The organism is Rhizobium lentis, from assembly GCF_014200175.1.
Lineage (GTDB): Bacteria > Pseudomonadota > Alphaproteobacteria > Rhizobiales > Rhizobiaceae > Rhizobium > Rhizobium mulingense.
The window spans coordinates 240,720-259,225 of the sequence record NZ_JACHBD010000003.1 but is presented as its reverse complement, the minus strand read 5'-3'; the positions used below and the strand labels follow the sequence as shown (position 1 = coordinate 259,225).

Genomic DNA, 18,506 nt, shown 5'->3' with positions numbered 1-18,506 from the left:
GGCAAGGACCGCCAAGTGGCTCAATCGTGGAAGGCTTCGACGAATTTCCGCTTGCCGAGCATGAAGGCGTCGGCAACATGGCGCAGCGGCGCCAGATCGACATCCGATTTGCCGGCCTTGATGATTTCGGCAAAGCGACGGTAGAGCGAGGGATATTCCTGCTCCGGTTCGGCGAAGGTCAGCGTCCCGTTGATCGAAAGCTTGGCGCCGCCTTCGGCAAGCACCATCTGGCCGGCTGCCGTTTCGGCGACAATGTCCCAGCTCTGCTTGCCGGTCTGGCGCCAGTCGAATTCGGCGCGGACCGGCAGGCCGTCGGCATTGCGGAAATGAATGTCGGCGGCGATCGGCGCATCGCGGTTTTCGGGAAATTCGAGCACCGCCTCGGTGATGAAGATCGGCCGCGGCAGGATGTGGGTGACGATCGACAGCGCGTTGATGCCGGGATCGAAAACGCCAAGACCGCCGGCCTGCCAGATCCAGTCCTGGTTCGGATGCCAGTGGCGGACATCCTCTTTCCAGATCACATGAACGCTCTTGATCGTGGTCGAGGCAAGAAACGCCTTGGCGGCTTCGACCGCCGGCGCATAGCGCGAATGCCAGCTGGCAAAAAGCGACGCGCCCTGCTTTCCGGCAAGCGCCTCCAGGTCGGCCACTTCGCTCAGCGTCGCGCCGGGCGGCTTTTCCAGGAAGACATGCTTGCCGGCGACGAGCGCCTTATAAGCGGCCTCATAGCGGTACTGCGGCGGCATGCAGAGCGAAACGGCGTCGATCGAAGGCTCGGCGTCGAGCATCGCCTCGATCGTCGTATAGCTGTTGATGCCGTCGACCGTGCCGTGACGGCTGGCCGTGGCGACGAGTTTGAAATCGGCGTTCTTGGCGATGGAGGGGAGGTGCTGGTCGCGGACGATCTTGCCGACGCCGACGATGGCGAGATTGATGGGAGACATGGTGTTTCGCTCGAACCTGTGAAAAGTATGATTTATTGCGCGTCTTGTAGCAGAAAGAGGAGCGCCGACAAGCTCTCCCTTCATTCTATTGCTTCATCCTACCCCATGATGGCCCGTCTATCTCATGATAGTTTGGCGAAGGAAGCTGTAACCCATCGCCGCGCGGGCGGCGCGCTCTTGCGAATCGCCGTCGCCGCCATGCCCGCCCAGGCCGAATTCATGGAAGAGCGGCTTGTGTCCTTCCTCCTCCAGCCGCGCGGCAAAGCGGCGTGCATGCGAGGGGTGCACACGGTCGTCATTGGTGGAGCTTTCGATATAGATCGGCGGATAAGCGATCTCGCTCGCCGGCCTGACATTGTGAAGCGGTGAATAACCGAGCATGAAGTCCCGATCCACCTGGACCTCCGGATCGCCATATTCGTCCATCCAGGCCTGCCCTGCGCTGAACAGGTGGAAGCGGGTCATATCGAGCACCGGCACCTGGCACCAGATCGCGCCGAAATCGTGCGGATAGCGCGTCAGCATTACGCCGGTCAGCAGACCGCCATTGCTGCCGCCTTGGCAGGCGATCCGCGACGGCACGGTGTAGCCGCGGGCGACGAGATCGCGGGCGATGGCGACGAAATCGGCAAAGGCCCTGTCTCGCCCCTGCCGTTTGGCGCTGCGATACCAGTCGGGCCCGAATTCACCGCCGCCGCGGATATAAGCCTGTGCATAGGCGCCGCCTTGCTCAAGCCAGCGACCGGTCACGCCGGAATAATTCGGCGATAGCGCAACGTCGAAGCCGCCATAACCGTAAATCAGCACCGGCAGCGCGCCCCTGGTCCACTGTCTCGGCAGGACCAGCCGATAGGCAACCCTCGTTCCATCTTCGGAAACCGCCTCCAGCAGCTCGGATGACATGCCGGTCGCATCGAAATAGCTCGGGGCCACGGCGGTCAACACCGGCTCGGGCGGCTTGCTGCGATCGGAAAGTTCGAGGCGATAGCAGGTGGGTGGCTGCAGGAAACCCTGACCGACGATGTAGAGCGTGTCGTCGCCGAGATGCAGATCCGCATGGAGCGGCCTGAAATGAGCCGTCTGGATATCCGCCGGCAGCGCGATTTCCCGCTGTTCGGCATCGGGCTTCGTCAGGTCGAGCACCATGAGACGCGGGCGCAGCCGGTCGGAGACAATGAACACGCACCACTCGCGCATCAGCATCATCTGCGAGATCGACTGGGCTTCACCGTGTTGAAACAAGATCCGCTCCGGCCCGAGCGGAACTGTCTGAGAGTTCGGATCGAAGCGCTGCAGCACCAGGCTGCCTGTCGGAACGCGCTCGTCGGTCTTTGCCCGCCAGAGGCAGTGATCGTGGTTGAACTGAAAGTCCGCCTCCTTAGGCAGGTCGATGCGCTGTTGCCTGCCGTCATCGGATATCAGATAGGCGCTGGCGACGCCGATCTCGTGCGCGGCGACGAAGATGTCGATCAAGCCGGCATCCGCTGAGGTGCCCGACAGGGCAGGGTCGATTACGAGATTGAAGCCATAGACGTCCTCGTCGGCGGCTTCGAAGAGGATGGAGGCATCTTCCGGCCGTTGCCCGCGTCTCAATCGCCGCCCGACGCGCGGCCATCCCGAACGGGTCGCCGAAAATCGGTCGATGGAGCCGAAATAGCAGATCTCGTCGCGGCTTAGCCAATTGGCATGCGATCGCGCCGCCGGCGTGTCGAAGCCGCCCGTCACGATCTCTTTGTTCTCTGCGTCGAATTCGAGCAGGCGGACAAGGTCCGAGCCGCCGTCCGAAAGCGTGAGCAGCACGCGCGTCGGTTCCCAGGGGCAGGTGACGACGCCGCGCCAGGTCCAGCGCTTGCCTTCGCCGACGCAGAAGGCGTCGAGATCGAAGACCTCCTCCCAATCGGCCTCCGGCAACGGCTGCTGATCGGCCGGCAGGCGCAGCCAGACGCCGAGCGGATTGTCCTTGGACTGACGGAAATCAAACAGCCACCCGCCGCGGCGCATCGGCACGATCAGCCGGTCCTGACGCTCGATCAGCGTCTTGATCGCATCGCGATCCTCAGCGAATTCCGGCGTCCTCAATGCCGCGTCGGACAGCGCGTTATGTTCGTCGATGAACTGGCGGGTGCGCGGATCCTCGTCCGCTTCGAGATGAAGGTTCATGTCCCTACCGGCTTCCGTTGACGTCGATCAGATCTAGGCAGCCGGTCTCGACTTGACAACCCGCGTTAGCGGGTCATCACGAAATCGGCCGAAGCGACGAGATTGGTCGGGGCCTGCGTCTTCTTGAACTTCAGCGTCACAACCTTGTAGCCTTCGGCTTCGAGTTTCGAAAGCAGGGTCGGCAGCATCTTCGCCGTGCGCTTATGGATGTCATGCATGAGAATGATGCCGCGGCCGCGCTTGTGCAACTGGTCCATGGTCCGCTGCGTGACGGAGGCCGGCGTCGTGGCGAAATAGTCCTTGCTGTCGATGTCGACATCCATGACCACCATGTCGCGCATGGCGATCGCGGCACGCAGCCTGTGGCTCTCGGAGAGATAGGGGAAGCGGAAGAAGGAGACGTCGCTTCCCGTCGCCTTGGTCACCGCCAGCTGGCCCTTTATCACCTCCGCCATCGCCGCATCGAAACTCAGCGAGCTGAGGTCGGCATGGTCATAGGTATGGCTGCCGATCGTATTGCCGTCCATCGCCACCTTGCGGGCGAGCGCCGGGTGCATCTCCGCCATCGCGCCGACCATCATGAATGCGCCCTTGACGCCGAACTGGTCGAGGATCGCCAGCACCTTGTCGGTCCGGCCGGGGATCGGGCCGTCGTCGAAGCTGAGGATCACTTCCTTATCCTGCAGCTTGAGATCGGCGAGCGAGGAGACTTCCAGCGTCCGTCCGGCCAGATGGTGCCAGCCGGTCATGCGCGGCGCCGCTTCGTCGTCGGCATAGGCGAGTTTGCGCTCCTCGGGCGCGATCACCGAGGAGGTCTTGATCGATGTGTCGGGGGGTTGTCTGGTCGTGCTGCAGGCGGAGAGGGCGGCCGTAAGGGCGATGCAGGCCAGGACGGAAAAGCGATGCATGGAAAGGGCTCAACAAATCGGTAATGAATGTTGAGACAACCTTTCGAATTATGGTTAACGATCGGTTGAGATCGCCGGCAATTGTCTTGATGCGCGCCACTTCGCCGCGCTTTCCACCAGGACTGTGGCTATCCCGCCCTCGCTTCTTCGTATTCCGACGACAGCATCAGCCATTCTTCCTCGGCAGCAGCGAGTTTTGCCGCGGCCTCGCCGCGCTGCTTTGCCTTTTCGGCCGCCTTGGCGGGCGTCTTCTCGTAGAGAGCGGGATTTGCAAGTTCCGCGTCAAGCGCCTGAATCTGTTTCTCCAGCTTCGCCGTCAACGATTCGATTTCGTTGATCTTTTTCTTCAGTGGCGTCAGCGAAGCGCGCCTTTCCGCATTGAGCTTGCGTTGATCGGCCTTGGAGGTCGCATCGTCAGCCGGCTGCGGCTTTTCTTCTTTTTTTTTGCCCGAGGCGACGATCAGGTCACGATATTCGTCCATATCGCCTTCGAAGGCGGTGACCGTGCCGCCGTTGACCAGCCACAGCCGGTCGACCGTCGCCTCGATCAGGTGACGGTCGTGCGAGATCAGGATGACGGCGCCTTCGTAGTCGTTCAGCGCCTCGATCAGTGCGCGCCGGCTGTCGATGTCGAGATGGTTGGTCGGTTCGTCGAGAATGAGCAGATTCGGCGCATGGAAGGCGGCAAGGCCCATCAGCAGGCGGGCTTTTTCGCCGCCGGAAAGATCCTTGGCGGCGGTCGCCATCTTCTCGGTCGCGAGTCCCATTTGGGCGACACGGGCGCGCACTTTGGCCTCCGAGTCGCCAGGCATCAGCCGTCGCACATGCTCCACCGCCGACTGCTCGGGGATGAGGTCGTCGAGCTGGTGCTGCGCGAAAAAGCCGATCTTCAGGGAGGGCGCAAGCTTCACTTCGCCACTCTCCGGGGCAAGCCTGCCGGAGATGAATTTCGCGAAGGTAGATTTGCCGTTGCCGTTCGAACCCAGAAGGGCGATGCGGTCGTCATTGTCGATGCGCAGATTGAGGTTCTTCAGGATCGGCTTGCCCGGCTGGTAGCCGACGGCGCCGCCCTGGACCGCGACGATCGGCGAGGCCGGCTGCTTCTCGGGCTCGGGAAAGGTGATCGGCTGTACGTGGTCCTCGATAACAGCCGCAACAGTGCCCATGCGCTCGAGCGCCTTGACGCGCGACTGCGCCTGCCGGGCCTTGGAGGCCTTGGCCTTGAAGCGATCGATGAAGCTCTGCAGATGTTTGCGCGCTGCCTCGTTCTTGGCCTTGGCCTTCGTCTGCAGTTCGTCGGCTTCCGCTTTCTGCCGCTCGAACTGGTCGTAATTGCCGCGATAGAAGGTGAGCTTCTTCTGGTCGAGATGGACGATGGAATTGACCGCATTGTTCAAGAGGTCGCGGTCGTGGCTGATGATGATGACCGTATGGGGATAGCGGCGAATATAATCCTCCAGCCACATAGTGCCCTCGAGATCGAGATAGTTGGTCGGCTCGTCGAGCAGAAGCAGGTCCGGCTCGGCAAACAGCACGGCGGCGAGCGCCACGCGCATGCGCCAGCCGCCCGAGAAGGAGGAGGCGGGCCGGGCCTGCGCTTCCCTGTCGAAGCCGAGGCCGGCGAGGATGCTCGCCGCGCGCGCCTCGGCCGAATGCGCATCGATATCGACGAGGCGCATCTGGATTTCGGCGATGCGGTGCGGATCGCTCGCCGTTTCCGCTTCGGCAAGCAGGGCCGCGCGCTCTTTGTCTGCGGCAAGCACGATCTCGATCAGGGGCTGCTCGGTTCCCGGCGCTTCCTGGGCCACCTGGCCGATGCGCGCAGCCTTCGGGATCGACACCGATCCGGTCTCTGAGCCGAGATCGCCGGTAATGACGCGAAACAGCGTGGACTTGCCGGCGCCGTTGCGGCCGACGAGGCCGGCCTTGGTGCCCGAAGGCAGCGACAGGCTGGCATTGTCGAGAAGCAGGCGCCCGGCTATGCGGGCGGAAATTTCGGTGAGCGTGATCATGGCCGGCGTTTTGGCCGAAAGCGCTTGCCAAGGCAAGAGCACTTGGCGCCGGTCAGCTTGCTTGCCGGCCCGGCAAGGCTCTCATCCGCCGCAAGAGATCGAATCCGCCTCAGCGGCCGAAGGCCTGCACCGGCTGGCGAGGGTTCGATTGAGCGGCGAGGAGGGCAACGCGGGCATTGGCCTGCAACTGCCCCGGTGTTGCCGCGTCCGTGCTGAGCGCCACGCCGACCGAGATGGTCAGCCTGCCGCTGTCGCCCTTGTCTGAGGTCGCAAAGACCAGATTGTCTTCGACGGAGGCGCGCAGGCGCTCGGCAATCGCCATCGCATCCTGCATGCCGACATTGGAAAACAGCAAGGCGAATTCGTCCGCCTCGGTGCGGACGACGAAGTCGTTCTTCTTGACCGACTTTTGGAAGAGGCCGGCGAGCTTCTTCAAGAGCTTGTTGCCTGCCGGCGTGCCATATCTCTCATTGAGATCGGTGAAATTGTCGACATCGACCATGACAAGCGCACTGCCGGCAGCACCCTCTTCGCGCTCGTAGAGGTCGGCGATCACGCGGTTGAGCGCGATGCGATTGGGAAGTCCGGTGATCCTGTCGGCGACGGCGGCCGCCTGCATCGCCGAAATGCCGCGCTCGAGCGTTTCCAGCCTCTTGATGTCATCCGCCAGCCTGGCACCGATTTGCATCTCCGCAGCGGACACGCTCATCAGCGAGGCCGAGAGGTAGTCGAGCTCGCCGATGAAGGCGGCAAGGCTCTGGTCTTCATGACTGGAGACGGATTTTAGGATCGTGTCGCAGGCGCGCGCGAAGGCGTCCCGGTGCCGCAACCCTTCGGCAAGCCTCTCCGCCACCTCGCGCAGCAAACGGCTCGCCTCGGACCGCGAGGTCTCGCCCGCCAGCCCGCAATGGCCGACGAGGCGGTATTTCAACCCGAGCTCGTCAAGCATTGCTTGTTGGGGGTGAGGTCCAAGTGCGGCGATATCCTGTGCGAGGCCTCCATTGAGCCCGACGATCGCCTCATGGAAGAGTTCGTAATTGCGCGGTAGCCCGGCGATGTTGAGACGCGCCATGTGCTGGGCGATTTTCTGGATGTCCGCGATAGGTCCAGGGCGCACCGCTTCGCGCGGCACCAGTGCGTTTGCGCTTGCATTCGGCATGATGATCCCTCGCGGCCCCGGCCTTTTCCGTCATTCCGCTATGCCCCGCAAGCTTTTAAGAGAGGCTGAATTTCTGGATGGGAAGTGCTGGATTCCAGGCGCAACCGGTAAAGGCGGTTAATGCCCTGTTGATGCGGAAACGCTCACATCCACTCGCGGCCCTCGCTGCGCAGGAAATAGATGAGGTCGAGCCCGAGGCTCGGCTTGCCGAGCGCCGTCAGCGTCATGTGGCACTGGCCGCGATGGTGGGTCTGGTGGTTGAAGAGATGCGAAAGCGCGGTCCACAGCGGCTGGGTCATCACGATCGGTTGGGTCACCGTCGAGTAGGTGAAGTTGGCAGCAAGGCTTGTTTCGTCCAGCGTGCCCGTCCAGGCAATGATCCGCTCGTCCTCTGCCTTACGCGCAGCGGCAAGCGCATCGAACTCCTCGAAGAGCACGGCATCGAGGCTCGTCGGCGCCTCGCCGGTGCCGGTGAAGCGTTTCATCCATATCCGGTCGGCAACGAGCAGGTGGTTGAGGGTTCGATGCAGCGAGCCGAAGAAGGCGCCGCGGTCGCTGCGGAATTCCGGATCGCTGAGTTCGGCCGCCGCCGCATAGACCTTGGCATTGGCCCAGCGATTATACGCGGCGAACATCCTGTATTGCCTGAGCATGCGTTCCTCCTGTCATGGGAAGGGCAATCTAGCTTGCTTCCGCCGAAATCGCAGTGATGACGCCATGAAATTTCCTGATTTGATCGCAGGCGCTTTCTGTCGTCGAATGCACAGAGTTTCGATCTCGAAAGGACTGTCATGACCAGAGCCCTCTACTCCCTCTGCGGCGCCGATGAGCGGCGCTTCTTTTCGCCCCATTGCTGGAAGGCGGTGATGGCGCTGGCGCATAAGGGGCTCGATTTCGAAGAAATTCCGACCACATACGCCCGAATCCGCGAAATCGGCGGCGGTGTCTCGCCGACCTTGCCCGTCCTCGATGACAACGGCAGGCTGATCCCCGACAGTTTCGCCATCGCTCTCTATCTGGAGGAGGCCTATCCGGAGCGGCCGTCGCTCTTCAACGGCGAGGGCGGCAAGGCGCTGTCGCGCATGGTGGAGGGCTATTCGCAGATGATCGTCCATCCGTCGATCATGCGGATCGCCCTTCTCGACATCCATGCGATCCTCGACGAGGAAGATAAGGCCTATTTCCGTCAAAGCCGCGAAGCTCGTCTCGGCAAGTCGATGGAAGTCATTGCCGCCGACAGTGAGGCGGAGAAACCCGCCTTCGGCGCCAAGCTGGAGCCGCTCCGGCACATGCTGAAGTTCCAGCCTTTCATCGGCGGTGAGACGCCGCTCTTTGCCGACTATATCGTCTTCGGCGCGCTGCAGTGGCTGCGTGTCTGCGTTGGTCTAGCGATGCTGGCCGTCGACGATCCCGTCCTGGCCTGGTTCGAACGCTGCCTCGATCTCCATGAAAGCCGCGGCCGGACTGTGACAGCGGCGTGAAATTGCCGTCGACCTCTTGTTTTCGGGCGTTGGGGCGGGTAAAGACCGCCCACTTTTCCCGAGAAAACAGAGGATTTGACTATGGCGATTGAACGCACCTTCTCGATGATCAAGCCGGATGCAACCAAGCGCAACCTGACGGGCGCCATCACCAAGATGCTCGAAGATGCCGGCCTGCGCGTCGTCGCCTCCAAGCGCGTCTGGATGAGCCGCCGCGAAGCCGAAGGCTTCTATGCCGTTCACAAGGACCGTCCCTTCTTCGGCGAACTCGTTGAAGGCATGACCTCCGGCCCGACCGTCGTTCAGGTCCTGGAAGGCGAAGGCGCCATCCTGAAGAACCGCGAGATCATGGGCGCGACCAACCCGGCAAACGCTGATGAAGGCACGATCCGCAAGGTTCATGCGCTGTCGATCGGCGAAAATTCCGTTCACGGCTCGGACGCTCCGGAAACGGCTGCCCAGGAAATCAAGTACTGGTTCTCCGACACCGAAATCGTCGGCTGAGGCCACGCTTCGGCATTGCCTCGCAATGCCTTGAATTGACTCTCAAAAGCCGGGGCCTCGCTCCGGCTTTTTCTATGGTCACTCTATTCTGGGCATTTATCGGTGTTCGAAAAATCGACGGTGCCGTCCGGCTTGAAGACCTCCGGGTTCTTTTCATAAAGCGCACCAACGACGAGCGGCTTGCTCGGTAGCACCGTCTGGTCGAGGTCCGAGCGGAACTCAGTCTTCAATTGCTGCAGCACCTTGCCGTCCTTGTCCACCAGCCGGACATTCACCGAATAGGGGCGGTCCTTGCGCACGCAATGGAGATTTTCGCTCTGTAGCGCGATCTTGTCGTCGATCGGGTAGATTTTCTGGTTCAGCACCAGCGGGTCGCCGCCTTGAGGATTTTCGAATTCGGCGATGATGACCGAACCGTCCGGAATAGGTCCCGTCTTCTTCAGAGTCAGCAGATAGGTGGCGCTCGCCACGCGATAGTTGAAGACGAAAAGATGGCCGGTGACCTCGACCAGGTTTTCCGCTTGGCGCTGGCAGGCGGACAGCGCCAAGCCAATTGCCGCCGCCGTGACGATCAGATGTTTCCTCATGGGATTTCCTCCTTCTTGCGGCGGTAGTGCCGGTTCGCCTTGGCGCGGTTGCCGCAGACTGCCATGTCGCACCAGGCCCGGCTCCTGTTCTTGCTGCGGTCGATGAACAGCCAGCCGCAATTGCCGCAGATCTTCATGCGCTCCGGATCGGGCATGGCGATCAGACGCAGCACCGAATGGGCGGTCGCCGCCGCCACGCTGCCGGGGTTGGCTTCGCGCAGCACCTTCGCCATCGCCTCCAGCAGTGCCGCCAGCGATTGGTCGTCGCCGCCCGTTAGTATACGCTCGCGGAAATAGCGGTCGATCGCTTCCCGCAGCGCGATGAAATCCGCCTCGTTTTCCCTAGCCACCGGGACGATCTTGCCGAAGAGAGCGCGCTCGGCGCAGAATTCGGCGGCAGCCTGCGGAAAGTCGCGCATCTGATTGCTGACGGCAAAGCGGTCGATCCGCCGTGCTGCATCGTGGCGCAGAACGACGCTGTTGGCGACATCGAGTGCCAGCGCGCCGCCGGCAAAGCGGTGAGGGGTCCAGGAAAAGCTCATCATGAAATTATAACTGGCGAAATGAGTTTTACCAGTTATAATTTTGGCGACGCGGAGTGTCCGGAATGACCTATCTTCTGCAGCAGCTGGCGAATGCGGTTCCGCTTGCCGCCCTCTATGCCGCGCTCGCCTTCGGTTATGCCGTCGCCTTCGGCGTCACCAAGCGGGCCGACATCACCTATGGGGCGATTTTCGCTTTCTCCGGCCAGATCCTGCTGCTTTTCACCGAGCTCGCTTTCAACCGTTTCTGGCTGGTGTTGCCGGCGGCCCTTGCCCTCGGGGCCTGTGCCGCGATCATCTATTCACTGGCGGCAGGCATCTGGATCGGCCGTTCGATCATGCTGCCGCTGGTCAGCAAGTCGCCGAATACGGTGATCGTCGCCGCCCTCGGCATCATGATCGTGCTGATGGAAACCGCCCGGCTCGCCGCCGATACAAGGGCGATCTGGCTGCCGCCGTTTCTGAACGACACGGTCGTCTTCTGGCGCGACGGCCCGTTCAAGGTGACCCTCACTTATATCCAGCTGATCGACACGGCGCTGATGGCGGCCATCGTCGCGGTGGGTGCGTTAATCCTCAGGCGCACCGCCTGGGGCCGCATCTGGCGCGCCGTCACCGACGATCCGCTGGCCGCCGAGCTCTGCGGCACCAGCGCCAGCCGCGTCTTCCTCGTTGCCTATGCGGCGGCGGCCCTGGTCGCCACGATCTGCGGCATCCTCGCCACCTTTTATTACGGCTCGATGGATTTCGGCGCCGGCCTGATGTTCGGATTGAAAGTGCTGCTGATCGCCGCTGTCGGCGGCTATTCCGATCCCCTGCGCTCGGCCGGAGGCGCTGCCGCGCTTGCCGTCGTCGAAACCCTATGGGGCGCCTACGGCCCCTTCGTCTGGCGCGATCTCGTCATCTTCTCGCTGCTCGTCCTATTGCTGGTCATGAGCCGCAGAGAGCGTGTGGTGCTCTGAGCAATTCCAGCAAAAGTGCGCAGCGGTTTTGCGTCCGGAATTGCGTAAAACAAGAAGAGCAGCGCATTTCCCTCGCTCGGATAATCAGGAAATGCGCTGATTTATTTCCACTTGTCGCGTGCGGCATCGTCGGCATCCTTTGCCGCGACCCAGTCGCCGACGGCGCCGCCCTTGCCGTGCTCCTTCTTCCAGAAAGGGGCCGCGGTCTTCAGGTAATCCATGACGAAGTTGGCGCCATCGAACGCCGCCTGCCGGTGCGGCGCGGCCGCGACGACGAGCACGATATTCTCGCCCACGGCGATCTTACCGTAGCGGTGGATGGCGGTCAGCCCGAGCAGCCCGAAACGGGCGATGGCGAGTGCGCCGATGCGGCTCATCTCGGCTTCGGCCATGCCGGGGTAATGTTCGAGTTCGAGCGCGGCGAGCATGCCGCCGTCATCGCGGCATAGGCCGGAAAAGGTGACGACGGCGCCGACGCCGGGTTTGCCCTTGGAGAGCAGGTCTACCTCGGCCTGAAGGTCGAAATCCTCGCGCTGGACACGGATGGTGGGGGTGATGGTCACAGCGAAATCCTCCGCTGCTTTGATGCAACTGCAAAGAATGCGGAAACGCTGTGCCGCGGAAGCCCCCCTCTGGCCTGCCGGCCATCTCCCCCACGGGTGGAGAGATCACACGTGGCACGACCTTCCTGCCCCTTTACCTTTCCGCCGGGCTGAAACTTTGATTGTTTGGGCGAGCCGGCACTCCCAGCCAATCTCCGCACCTGTCGGGGAGATGCCCGGCAGGGCAGAGGAGGGAGATCTGGCACGGCCGTCACCGCAATCACCCCCCCGTCATCGGCGGAAATATTCCAATTTCACGCGCCCCCGCGATCGGTTCGTCATGCTCGACATGCTCCATGTCGAGCGCCACGCGGATCACCTCGGGATATTGAAGTGCGGCCTGATATTCTTCGCCCAGGCTCTTCAAATGATTCAGAAGATCGGCGACGGTGACGACGGAAGAGGGGAGGTCGATCTCCTCCTCACCCTTGCCGATGCGCTCGCGCACCCAGGCGAAATAGACAAGTCGCGTCATTCCTCGTCATCCACGATATGTTTCAACCCGGCGCGGAAATAATCATAGCCGGTATAGATGGTCAGCAATGCGGCGATCCACAGCAGCGCGATGCCGGTCTGGGTCGTATAGGGGACAATCTCGTCGCCGGCAGGGCCGGCGAGCAGGAAGGCGATGGCGACGAGCTGCAGCGTCGTCTTCCACTTGGCGATCCGTGTCACCGGCACGCTGACCTTCAGCGCCGCCAGATATTCACGCAGACCGGACACCAGGATTTCGCGGCAGAGAATGGTGATCGCCGCCCAGATCGACCAGCCGGCGATGGTCTGGTCGGCCGCGACCAGGAGAAGGATCGAGGCGACCAGCAGCTTGTCGGCGATCGGATCGAGCATGCGGCCGATATTCGACGTCTGGTTCCAGATGCGGGCGAGGTAACCATCGAGGAAATCGGTGAGAGAGGCGATGATGAAGATCCACAGCGCCACCCAGCGCGCCGTATTGCTGATCGACAATCTGCCTTCGATGAAGAAGCAGAGGACGATCAACGGCACGGCGAGGATGCGGCCGTAAGTCAGAAGGTTGGGAAGGCTGTACGCACGCGATGCCATGGGATCGTTTCTCTGAACTGATGCGCCGCGATAGCGCCGCGCGTCTTTACGAAAATCGATTCCGATTTTCGAGGCCGATGCCGTAGATGACGGCTTTGCCCGCAGACCGTCAACATTGTTTCTGTCTTTTCACTGCCTTTGCGTGGAATTTACGACGGCCCCCGGCTATTTCGCGGCGTCGTCGTGAAAATGGTTGTAAACTTGCCTGGCGACGGCCTCCGAGATGCCCTCCACCGCCATCAGGTCGGAAAGAGCGGCGCGCGAAACCGCTTTCGCCGTCCCGAAATGCTGCAGCAGCGCCCGCTTGCGCGACGGGCCGATGCCGCCGATCTCGTCGAGCGGGTTCTTGACCATTTCCTTCTTGCGCCGCGCCCGGTGCGAGCCGATCGCGAAGCGATGCGCCTCGTCGCGCATGCGCTGGATGAAGTAGAGCACCGGATCGCGCGGCGGCAGCGTGAAGCTCTCCCGCCCCGGCGGAAAGAAGCGTTCGCGCCCGGCATCGCGGTCGACACCCTTGGCGATGCCGATCGCCGTGACGCTGTTGGTGATGCCGAGCTCGGCTAGGATGGCGCGCACCGCCGTCATCTGCCCCTGGCCGCCGTCGATCAGGATCACGTCGGGCCAAGCTGGGAAGGGCATGTCGGCGGCGTCGGCGGCAGCTGCCTGCGCCGTCCGGTCGGGAATGCCTTCCTCCTTGATCAGCCGCGAGAACCGCCGCGTCATCACCTCGCGCATCATGCCGAAGTCGTCGCCCGGGGTGATGTCGGTCGATTTGATGTTGAACTTGCGGTACTGGTTCTTCACGAAGCCTTCCGGCCCCGCCACCACCATGCCGCCGACGGCATTGGTGCCCATAATATGCGAGTTGTCGTAGATCTCGATGCGCTGCGGCGCATAGGCGAGCCCGAAGGTGTCCTTGAAGCCTTCGAGCAGCCGTGACTGCGACGCGGTCTCGGCAAGTTTTCGCCCATGCGCCTCGCGTGCATTGCCGACGACATGGTCGACGAGATCGCGTTTTTCGCCGCGCCGCGGCACCAGGATCGACACCTTGTGGCCAGCCTTTTCGCTGAGCGCTGCGGCGAGCAACTCCAGTTCCTCAACCGTCTCCGACAGCATGATCTGTTTCGGCACCGGCTTGTCGTCATAGAACTGCGCCAGAAAGGCACCCAGCACTTCGGCGCTGGAAAGCTGCGGATCGGCCTTCGGGAAATAGGCACGGTTGCCCCAGTTCTGGCCGGTGCGGAAGAAGAACACCTGGATGCAGGAGACGCCGCCTTCGTGATGAATGGCGAAAACGTCGGCCTCCTCGACTCCAGCAGGATTGATGCCCTGGTGGCTCTGCACATGTGAAAGCGCCGCCAGGCGATCGCGGTAGATCGCCGCCCGTTCGAAGTCGAGATCATCAGCCGCCTGGTTCATCGCTTCGGCCATGTGCGATTTCACCTTTTGGCTCTTGCCGGACAGGAAGTCCTTCGCCTCCTGCACCAGTTCGGCGTAACCCTCGTCGCTGACCTCGTGCGTGCAGGGCCCGGAGCAGCGCTTGATCTGGTAGAGCAGGCAGGGGCGGGTGCGCGTTTCGAAGACGCTGTCGGTGCAGGTGCGGATCAGGAAGGCGCGCTGCAGCGAATTGATCGTCCGCCCGACCGCGCCGGCCGAAGCGAACGGCCCGAAGTAATCACCCTTTCGCGCCCTGGCGCCGCGATGCTTGAAAATCGCCGGCGCCCGGTGATCGCCGGTAATCAGGATATAGGGAAACGACTTGTCGTCGCGCAGCAGCACGTTAAATCGCGGCCGCAAGCGCTTGATCAGATTCGCTTCCAGCAGCAGCGCTTCGGTTTCCGTGCGCGTCGTCACGAATTCCATGTTCGCCGTCTGCCGCACCATCTGGGCGATGCGGTTGGAATGCACGCGGCCGACGGCGTAATTGCCAACGCGCTTCTTCAGGCTGCGCGCCTTGCCGACATAGAGCACGTCGCCTTCGGCATTGAACATGCGGTATACGCCGGGGCTGTTCGGCAGCCGCTTGACGAATTCGCCGATCAGTTCTGCGCCGATGAGTCCGGTCTCGTTGAGGCTGCCGGCGTTCCAGTCGACCGCTGCCGCGAGGGGGGCAGCGGAAACCTCGCCTTCCACCTCGAGATCGTCTTCGCTCTCATCCGTATCGTCGTAGAGAACGCCGCCATCCGGCAGCTTTCGTCCGTTCATTCCGTAATCTCCGCCACGTCGGGCGTCTGCCAGGCGAGGTGCTGGCCGCCGTCGAGGGCAATCATCTGGCCGGTGATCGAGGGCGTGTCGAAGAGGAAGCGAATCGTTTGTCCGAACTCGCCGAATCCCGGCCCTGCCTTCATGATAAGCCCGTCTATCTGAGCCTGGAAGTCCTCTTCCGATTGCCGCGCACTGCGCACCGTCGGGCCGGGGCCGATGGCGTTGACTCGCAGCTTCGGCGCAAAGGTCTGTGCCATCGTCTGCGTCGCGGTCCACAGCGCCGCCTTCGAGAGCGTATAGGAATAGAAGCCCGGATTGAGCGCCCAGACGCGCTGGTCGATGATGTTGACGATCAGTCCGTTCGTTTCGTCAGGCAACTGTTCGGCAAAGGCTGCGGCCAGAATCGAGGGCGCGCGCACATGGATATCGAAATGCTGCGCCCATGCTTCCGCATCGAACGCGCGAGCCGAATCCTGGCGGAAGATAGAGGCATTGTTGACCAGCAGGTCGATCGGACCGAGTGCTTCCGACGCTCTTTTTATCAGTTCGCTAGTTTCGCCGATATCGGTAAGGTCGGTCTTGAGCGCGATCGCCTGATATGCCTTCCGCCGCAATTCCGCCGCCAGCTCTTCGGCTTCGCCGAGGGAGCCGTTTGCATGGATGGCGACGGAAAAGCCATGTGCAGCAAGGTCTTCGGCGATTGCCCGGCCTATTCTCTTGGCAGCCCCTGTTATTAGGGCCGCGCGAAGTCTTTTGTGGTTCAAGATCTTGCCTTCTGATCCCGCGAGTCTGTTGGCAGACTATATAGGTGGCCGGGGAGATTATATAAATAGGCCGCTGCGGCTGCCTTCGTCGCCCTGATATTCTATGTATTATTTAAGAACGCGATTTCTTAAAATAAGTATTTTAAGTTTAACACTTTGGTATGGTTAATGAAGTGTATGTTGCGCTTAAGCAACATCGAATTTCAGCCATGCGGCCGCCACAATGATATCACAATTTGGCTCTTTCAAATCCGCATTTCAGTTTCAATTTCAGCCTCGATCCGGAAGGGACATCTGGCAATTTCCCCGCCAATGCTTCGCTGATAGACAGATGAAAGCGGCGCGGGACTGAAAGGAGAAAAGTATGCGTGTACTCATTGCTGGCCTCATGGCCTCTGCTTTTGCAATCGCGGGCATCTCGGCAGCTCAGGCGGCCGATGCCGTCGATCAGGTTCCGGAAGCACCGGTCGCCCAGGACGCCCCGGTCAAGCCGGCCGGCAACTGGGAGGGCTTCTACCTCGGCGGCGCCGGCACCTACAATATGGGTGACTTCGGCTCCGACCGTCACACCTACGGTTTCGGCGGCCAGGTCTTCACCGGCTATAACTGGCAAGCAGGCCAGATCGTTTACGGCGTTGAATCCGATCTCGGCTACAGCGGTGACGACGTTTCCTCGGGCGGCGTCAAGAACAAGTATGGCTGGAACGGCTCCGTCCGTGGCCGCGTCGGCTACGACATGAACCCCTTCCTGCTCTACGGCACGGCCGGTCTTGCCCTCGGCAATGTCAAGGTTTCCGATGGCACCTCGGACGAAAGCAAAACGAACTACGGCTACACGGTCGGCGCCGGTGTTGAAGCCTTCGTGACCAACAACATCACGACGCGCCTGGAATATCGCTACACCGACTACCAGAGCAAGGATTACGACCTCGACTCCGGCAGCTTCTCGCGCGGTTACGACGAGAACAGCGTCAAGCTCGGTATCGGCGTCAAGTTCTAAGCCGACTGGACAGAAATACGAGGAAGCCGGGCACGTCGCCCGGCTTTTTTTGTTGGCACGATCCTTCGTAAATCGGCTGCCGGATCAGGCGCTGGCCTTGAGCTCGCTATGAGCCGGGAATTTCTTTTCGAATTGCGCCAGCCAGTCGATCAACGGTCCATGATCGGCTTCCCATTGGTCCTTGAATCGAAGGTCGAGATAGTCGAGCATGGCGGCGAGTGCAAAATGTCCGCCATTGAGCCTCTTTCCGAGTTTCGGCGGCTTGGCGCTGAGATGGGCAAGCCCGGCCGTCACCTTCTTCCATTGCCGGTCGATCCAGGGCTGATGGACCTTTTCCTCGTCGCGGAAGCGCCGCTCGTAGACGATCGTGAGCAGGCAATCGCAAACGCCGTCGCACAGCGCTTCGAGGACTTCCGCATCGGTGCGCTTGCTCTTCTTGGATGGATAGAGCCCGCCCTTCGTCAGCCGGTCGAGATAATGCATGATCGCCACGCTGTCGAAGACCGAAGCGCCGTCATTGGTCAGAAGGGTGGGAATTTTGCCGAGCGGATTGTTGTCCACCAGGATCGCCGGCCCGGTATTGGTGTCGACTCGGATGGCGTTCAACTCGATACCCAGGAAATGCGCGGCCATCCGCACCTTGCTGGAATAGGGCGATGCGGGCGAACAAAGGAGCTTCATGGGACACCTGACGAGATTGTGGATGGCGCGGACTATCCCCGAAGCCGGTTGCAGGGTCAATCGCCCGCGGCCGTCTTGTTCTCGCCGCGCAGCCAGAAGGCGCGGTGCGAAGCGAAACGGTCCTGCGCCAGATGGTCTTTCAGCGCCGGCAGCAGCTGATGCAATTCGTCCTTCAGCGTGAAAGGCGGATTGACGATAACGAGGCCGGAGCCCGTCAGTCCCGTTATGCCGCGATCGCTGCGTACGGTCAGTTCGGCGCAGAGCATTTTCGGAATGTCGAGCGACTGCAGCGTCTCGTGGAATTCCTTGATCGGGGCGCCTTTCTTCAGCGGATACCACAGGCAGTAGGTGCCGCCGGGAAAGCGCCGATAGGCCCTCTCCAGCCCCTTGGCCAGACGCTGATATTCGTCCTCTTCCTCGAAGGGCGGATCGACGAGTACGATGCCGCGCTTTTCTTTCGGCGGCAGATGCGCACCGAGCGCCAGCCAGCCGTCGAGTTCGGTGATGCGGGCATGGTGATCGCCTTCGAACAGCCGGTGCAAGCGGGCATAGTCCTCGGGATGCAGCTCCATCGCCGACAGTCGGTCCTGCGGCCGGAATAGCATGCGCGCCAGTTTCGGCGATCCGGGATAAAAGCGGATGCCGCCCTCGGGATTGAGTTCGCGAATTGCCGAGAGGTAGGGTTCCAGCAGCTCGGAAACCTGCGGTCCGAGGTCGGCTTCCATCAGCCTGCCGATGCCCTCAAGCCATTCGCCGGTTTTCTGCGCCTCCTCGGAGGAAAGGTCGTAGAGCCCTGTGCCGGCATGCGTGTCGAGCACGCGGAATCCGCCTTCCTTCTTCTGCATGTAGCGGATCATCCGCGCCAGCACGGCGTGTTTCAGCACATCGGCAAAATTGCCCGCGTGGTAGATGTGGCGGTAGTTCATTTTC

19 protein-coding genes are annotated in these 18,506 nt (G+C 61.8%); 4 read left to right on the top strand and 15 right to left on the bottom strand.

Features of this window, described 5'->3' with window-relative positions; genetic code table 11:
* Positions 1-20 precede the first annotated feature (20 nt).
* From GGI60_RS09385 to GGI60_RS09360, 6 genes are all read right to left on the bottom strand, one after another.
* On the bottom strand, positions 21-947 hold the full coding sequence (locus GGI60_RS09385) for a Gfo/Idh/MocA family protein (protein WP_183915048.1): 927 nt from the start codon (positions 945-947) through the stop codon (positions 21-23).
* 117 nt (positions 948-1,064) lie between these two features.
* Positions 1,065-3,107, bottom strand: coding sequence for a prolyl oligopeptidase family serine peptidase (locus GGI60_RS09380; protein WP_183915046.1), 2,043 nt, complete (start codon positions 3,105-3,107; stop codon positions 1,065-1,067).
* 65 nt (positions 3,108-3,172) lie between these two features.
* Positions 3,173-4,015: a polysaccharide deacetylase family protein gene (locus tag GGI60_RS09375; protein ID WP_183915044.1), complete on the bottom strand. Its 843-nt coding sequence runs from the start codon at positions 4,013-4,015 to the stop codon at positions 3,173-3,175.
* Between the two features lie 128 nt (positions 4,016-4,143).
* Positions 4,144-6,027 carry an ABC-F family ATP-binding cassette domain-containing protein gene (locus tag GGI60_RS09370; RefSeq protein ID WP_183915042.1) on the bottom strand — a complete coding sequence of 628 codons (1,884 nt, stop codon included), beginning with the start codon at positions 6,025-6,027 and terminating at the stop codon, positions 4,144-4,146.
* 109 nt (positions 6,028-6,136) lie between these two features.
* On the bottom strand, positions 6,137-7,186 hold the full coding sequence (locus GGI60_RS09365) for a diguanylate cyclase (RefSeq protein ID WP_183915041.1): 1,050 nt from the start codon (positions 7,184-7,186) through the stop codon (positions 6,137-6,139).
* A 143-nt stretch (positions 7,187-7,329) separates the two neighbouring features.
* Complete coding sequence (locus GGI60_RS09360; RefSeq protein WP_183915040.1) at positions 7,330-7,839, bottom strand: DinB family protein; 510 nt, start codon at positions 7,837-7,839, stop codon at positions 7,330-7,332.
* A gap of 138 nt (positions 7,840-7,977) precedes the next feature.
* Here GGI60_RS09360 and GGI60_RS09355 point away from each other — a divergent pair, with 138 nt between their 5' ends.
* Both GGI60_RS09355 and ndk read left to right on the top strand, forming a co-directional pair.
* Entirely contained in the window at positions 7,978-8,667 is a 690-nt protein-coding gene (locus tag GGI60_RS09355) for a glutathione S-transferase family protein (protein ID WP_183915039.1), read from the top strand.
* An 81-nt stretch (positions 8,668-8,748) separates the two neighbouring features.
* Positions 8,749-9,171 carry a nucleoside-diphosphate kinase gene (gene ndk, locus GGI60_RS09350; RefSeq protein ID WP_004680549.1) on the top strand — a complete coding sequence of 141 codons (423 nt, stop codon included), beginning with the start codon at positions 8,749-8,751 and terminating at the stop codon, positions 9,169-9,171.
* Between the two features lie 83 nt (positions 9,172-9,254).
* On the opposite strand, the gene GGI60_RS09345 is transcribed toward ndk, so the two are convergent.
* Complete coding sequence (locus GGI60_RS09345) at positions 9,255-9,758, bottom strand: hypothetical protein (RefSeq protein WP_183915038.1); 504 nt, start codon at positions 9,756-9,758, stop codon at positions 9,255-9,257.
* Positions 9,755-10,300: a CGNR zinc finger domain-containing protein gene (locus GGI60_RS09340; protein WP_183934456.1), complete on the bottom strand. Its 546-nt coding sequence runs from the start codon at positions 10,298-10,300 to the stop codon at positions 9,755-9,757. Before GGI60_RS09340 ends, GGI60_RS09345 begins: the two co-directional genes overlap by 4 nt.
* Before the next feature lie 65 nt (positions 10,301-10,365).
* On the opposite strand from GGI60_RS09340, the gene GGI60_RS09335 reads away from it, so the two are divergent.
* Positions 10,366-11,262 carry a branched-chain amino acid ABC transporter permease gene (locus tag GGI60_RS09335; protein ID WP_183915037.1) on the top strand — a complete coding sequence of 299 codons (897 nt, stop codon included), beginning with the start codon at positions 10,366-10,368 and terminating at the stop codon, positions 11,260-11,262.
* 101 nt (positions 11,263-11,363) lie between these two features.
* Here the strand turns inward: GGI60_RS09335 and GGI60_RS09330 are convergent, their stop codons facing one another.
* From GGI60_RS09330 to GGI60_RS09310, 5 genes are all read right to left on the bottom strand, one after another.
* Positions 11,364-11,825, bottom strand: coding sequence for a molybdenum cofactor biosynthesis protein MoaE (locus GGI60_RS09330; RefSeq protein ID WP_183915036.1), 462 nt, complete (start codon positions 11,823-11,825; stop codon positions 11,364-11,366).
* 259 nt (positions 11,826-12,084) lie between these two features.
* Entirely contained in the window at positions 12,085-12,339 is a 255-nt protein-coding gene (moaD, locus tag GGI60_RS09325; protein WP_183915035.1) for a molybdopterin converting factor subunit 1, read from the bottom strand.
* Entirely contained in the window at positions 12,336-12,926 is a 591-nt protein-coding gene (gene pgsA / locus GGI60_RS09320) for a CDP-diacylglycerol--glycerol-3-phosphate 3-phosphatidyltransferase (protein ID WP_183915034.1), read from the bottom strand. Before pgsA ends, moaD begins: the two co-directional genes overlap by 4 nt.
* Positions 12,927-13,091: 165 nt before the next feature.
* Entirely contained in the window at positions 13,092-15,131 is a 2,040-nt protein-coding gene (uvrC, locus tag GGI60_RS09315) for an excinuclease ABC subunit UvrC (protein WP_183915032.1), read from the bottom strand.
* Positions 15,128-15,895 carry an SDR family oxidoreductase gene (locus tag GGI60_RS09310; RefSeq protein ID WP_183915030.1) on the bottom strand — a complete coding sequence of 256 codons (768 nt, stop codon included), beginning with the start codon at positions 15,893-15,895 and terminating at the stop codon, positions 15,128-15,130. Before GGI60_RS09310 ends, uvrC begins: the two co-directional genes overlap by 4 nt.
* 364 nt (positions 15,896-16,259) lie before the next feature.
* Between GGI60_RS09310 and GGI60_RS09305 the strand changes: the two genes are divergently transcribed.
* Complete coding sequence (locus tag GGI60_RS09305) at positions 16,260-16,895, top strand: outer membrane protein (RefSeq protein WP_183915028.1); 636 nt, start codon at positions 16,260-16,262, stop codon at positions 16,893-16,895.
* Between the two features lie 84 nt (positions 16,896-16,979).
* Here the strand turns inward: GGI60_RS09305 and GGI60_RS09300 are convergent, their stop codons facing one another.
* Both GGI60_RS09300 and GGI60_RS09295 read right to left on the bottom strand, forming a co-directional pair.
* Positions 16,980-17,576, bottom strand: coding sequence for a glutathione S-transferase (locus GGI60_RS09300; protein WP_183915026.1), 597 nt, complete (start codon positions 17,574-17,576; stop codon positions 16,980-16,982).
* Positions 17,577-17,632: 56 nt separating this feature from the next.
* Positions 17,633-18,502: a 23S rRNA (adenine(2030)-N(6))-methyltransferase RlmJ gene (locus GGI60_RS09295; protein WP_183915024.1), complete on the bottom strand. Its 870-nt coding sequence runs from the start codon at positions 18,500-18,502 to the stop codon at positions 17,633-17,635.
* Positions 18,503-18,506: the final 4 nt, after the last annotated feature.

Bases quoted from the DNA above. Each gene is read 5' to 3' on its own strand.
- GGI60_RS09345 (WP_183915038.1), bottom strand. From the start codon at position 9,758: ATGAGGAAACATCTGATCGTCACGGCGGCGGCAATTGGCTTGGCGCTG.
- moaD (WP_183915035.1), bottom strand. From the start codon at position 12,339: ATGACGCGACTTGTCTATTTCGCCTGGGTGCGCGAGCGCATCGGCAAG.
- GGI60_RS09360 (WP_183915040.1), bottom strand. From the start codon at position 7,839: ATGCTCAGGCAATACAGGATGTTCGCCGCGTATAATCGCTGGGCCAAT.
- GGI60_RS09380 (WP_183915046.1), bottom strand. From the start codon at position 3,107: ATGAACCTTCATCTCGAAGCGGACGAGGATCCGCGCACCCGCCAGTTC.
- GGI60_RS09365 (WP_183915041.1), bottom strand. From the start codon at position 7,186: ATGCCGAATGCAAGCGCAAACGCACTGGTGCCGCGCGAAGCGGTGCGC.
- GGI60_RS09375 (WP_183915044.1), bottom strand. From the start codon at position 4,015: ATGCATCGCTTTTCCGTCCTGGCCTGCATCGCCCTTACGGCCGCCCTC.
- GGI60_RS09340 (WP_183934456.1), bottom strand. From the start codon at position 10,300: ATGAGCTTTTCCTGGACCCCTCACCGCTTTGCCGGCGGCGCGCTGGCA.
- ndk (WP_004680549.1), top strand. From the start codon at position 8,749: ATGGCGATTGAACGCACCTTCTCGATGATCAAGCCGGATGCAACCAAG.
- GGI60_RS09335 (WP_183915037.1), top strand. From the start codon at position 10,366: ATGACCTATCTTCTGCAGCAGCTGGCGAATGCGGTTCCGCTTGCCGCC.
- GGI60_RS09305 (WP_183915028.1), top strand. From the start codon at position 16,260: ATGCGTGTACTCATTGCTGGCCTCATGGCCTCTGCTTTTGCAATCGCG.
- pgsA (WP_183915034.1), bottom strand. From the start codon at position 12,926: ATGGCATCGCGTGCGTACAGCCTTCCCAACCTTCTGACTTACGGCCGC.
- GGI60_RS09385 (WP_183915048.1), bottom strand. From the start codon at position 947: ATGTCTCCCATCAATCTCGCCATCGTCGGCGTCGGCAAGATCGTCCGC.
- uvrC (WP_183915032.1), bottom strand. From the start codon at position 15,131: ATGAACGGACGAAAGCTGCCGGATGGCGGCGTTCTCTACGACGATACG.
- GGI60_RS09300 (WP_183915026.1), bottom strand. From the start codon at position 17,576: ATGAAGCTCCTTTGTTCGCCCGCATCGCCCTATTCCAGCAAGGTGCGG.
- GGI60_RS09295 (WP_183915024.1), bottom strand. From the start codon at position 18,502: ATGAACTACCGCCACATCTACCACGCGGGCAATTTTGCCGATGTGCTG.
- GGI60_RS09370 (WP_183915042.1), bottom strand. From the start codon at position 6,027: ATGATCACGCTCACCGAAATTTCCGCCCGCATAGCCGGGCGCCTGCTT.
- GGI60_RS09355 (WP_183915039.1), top strand. From the start codon at position 7,978: ATGACCAGAGCCCTCTACTCCCTCTGCGGCGCCGATGAGCGGCGCTTC.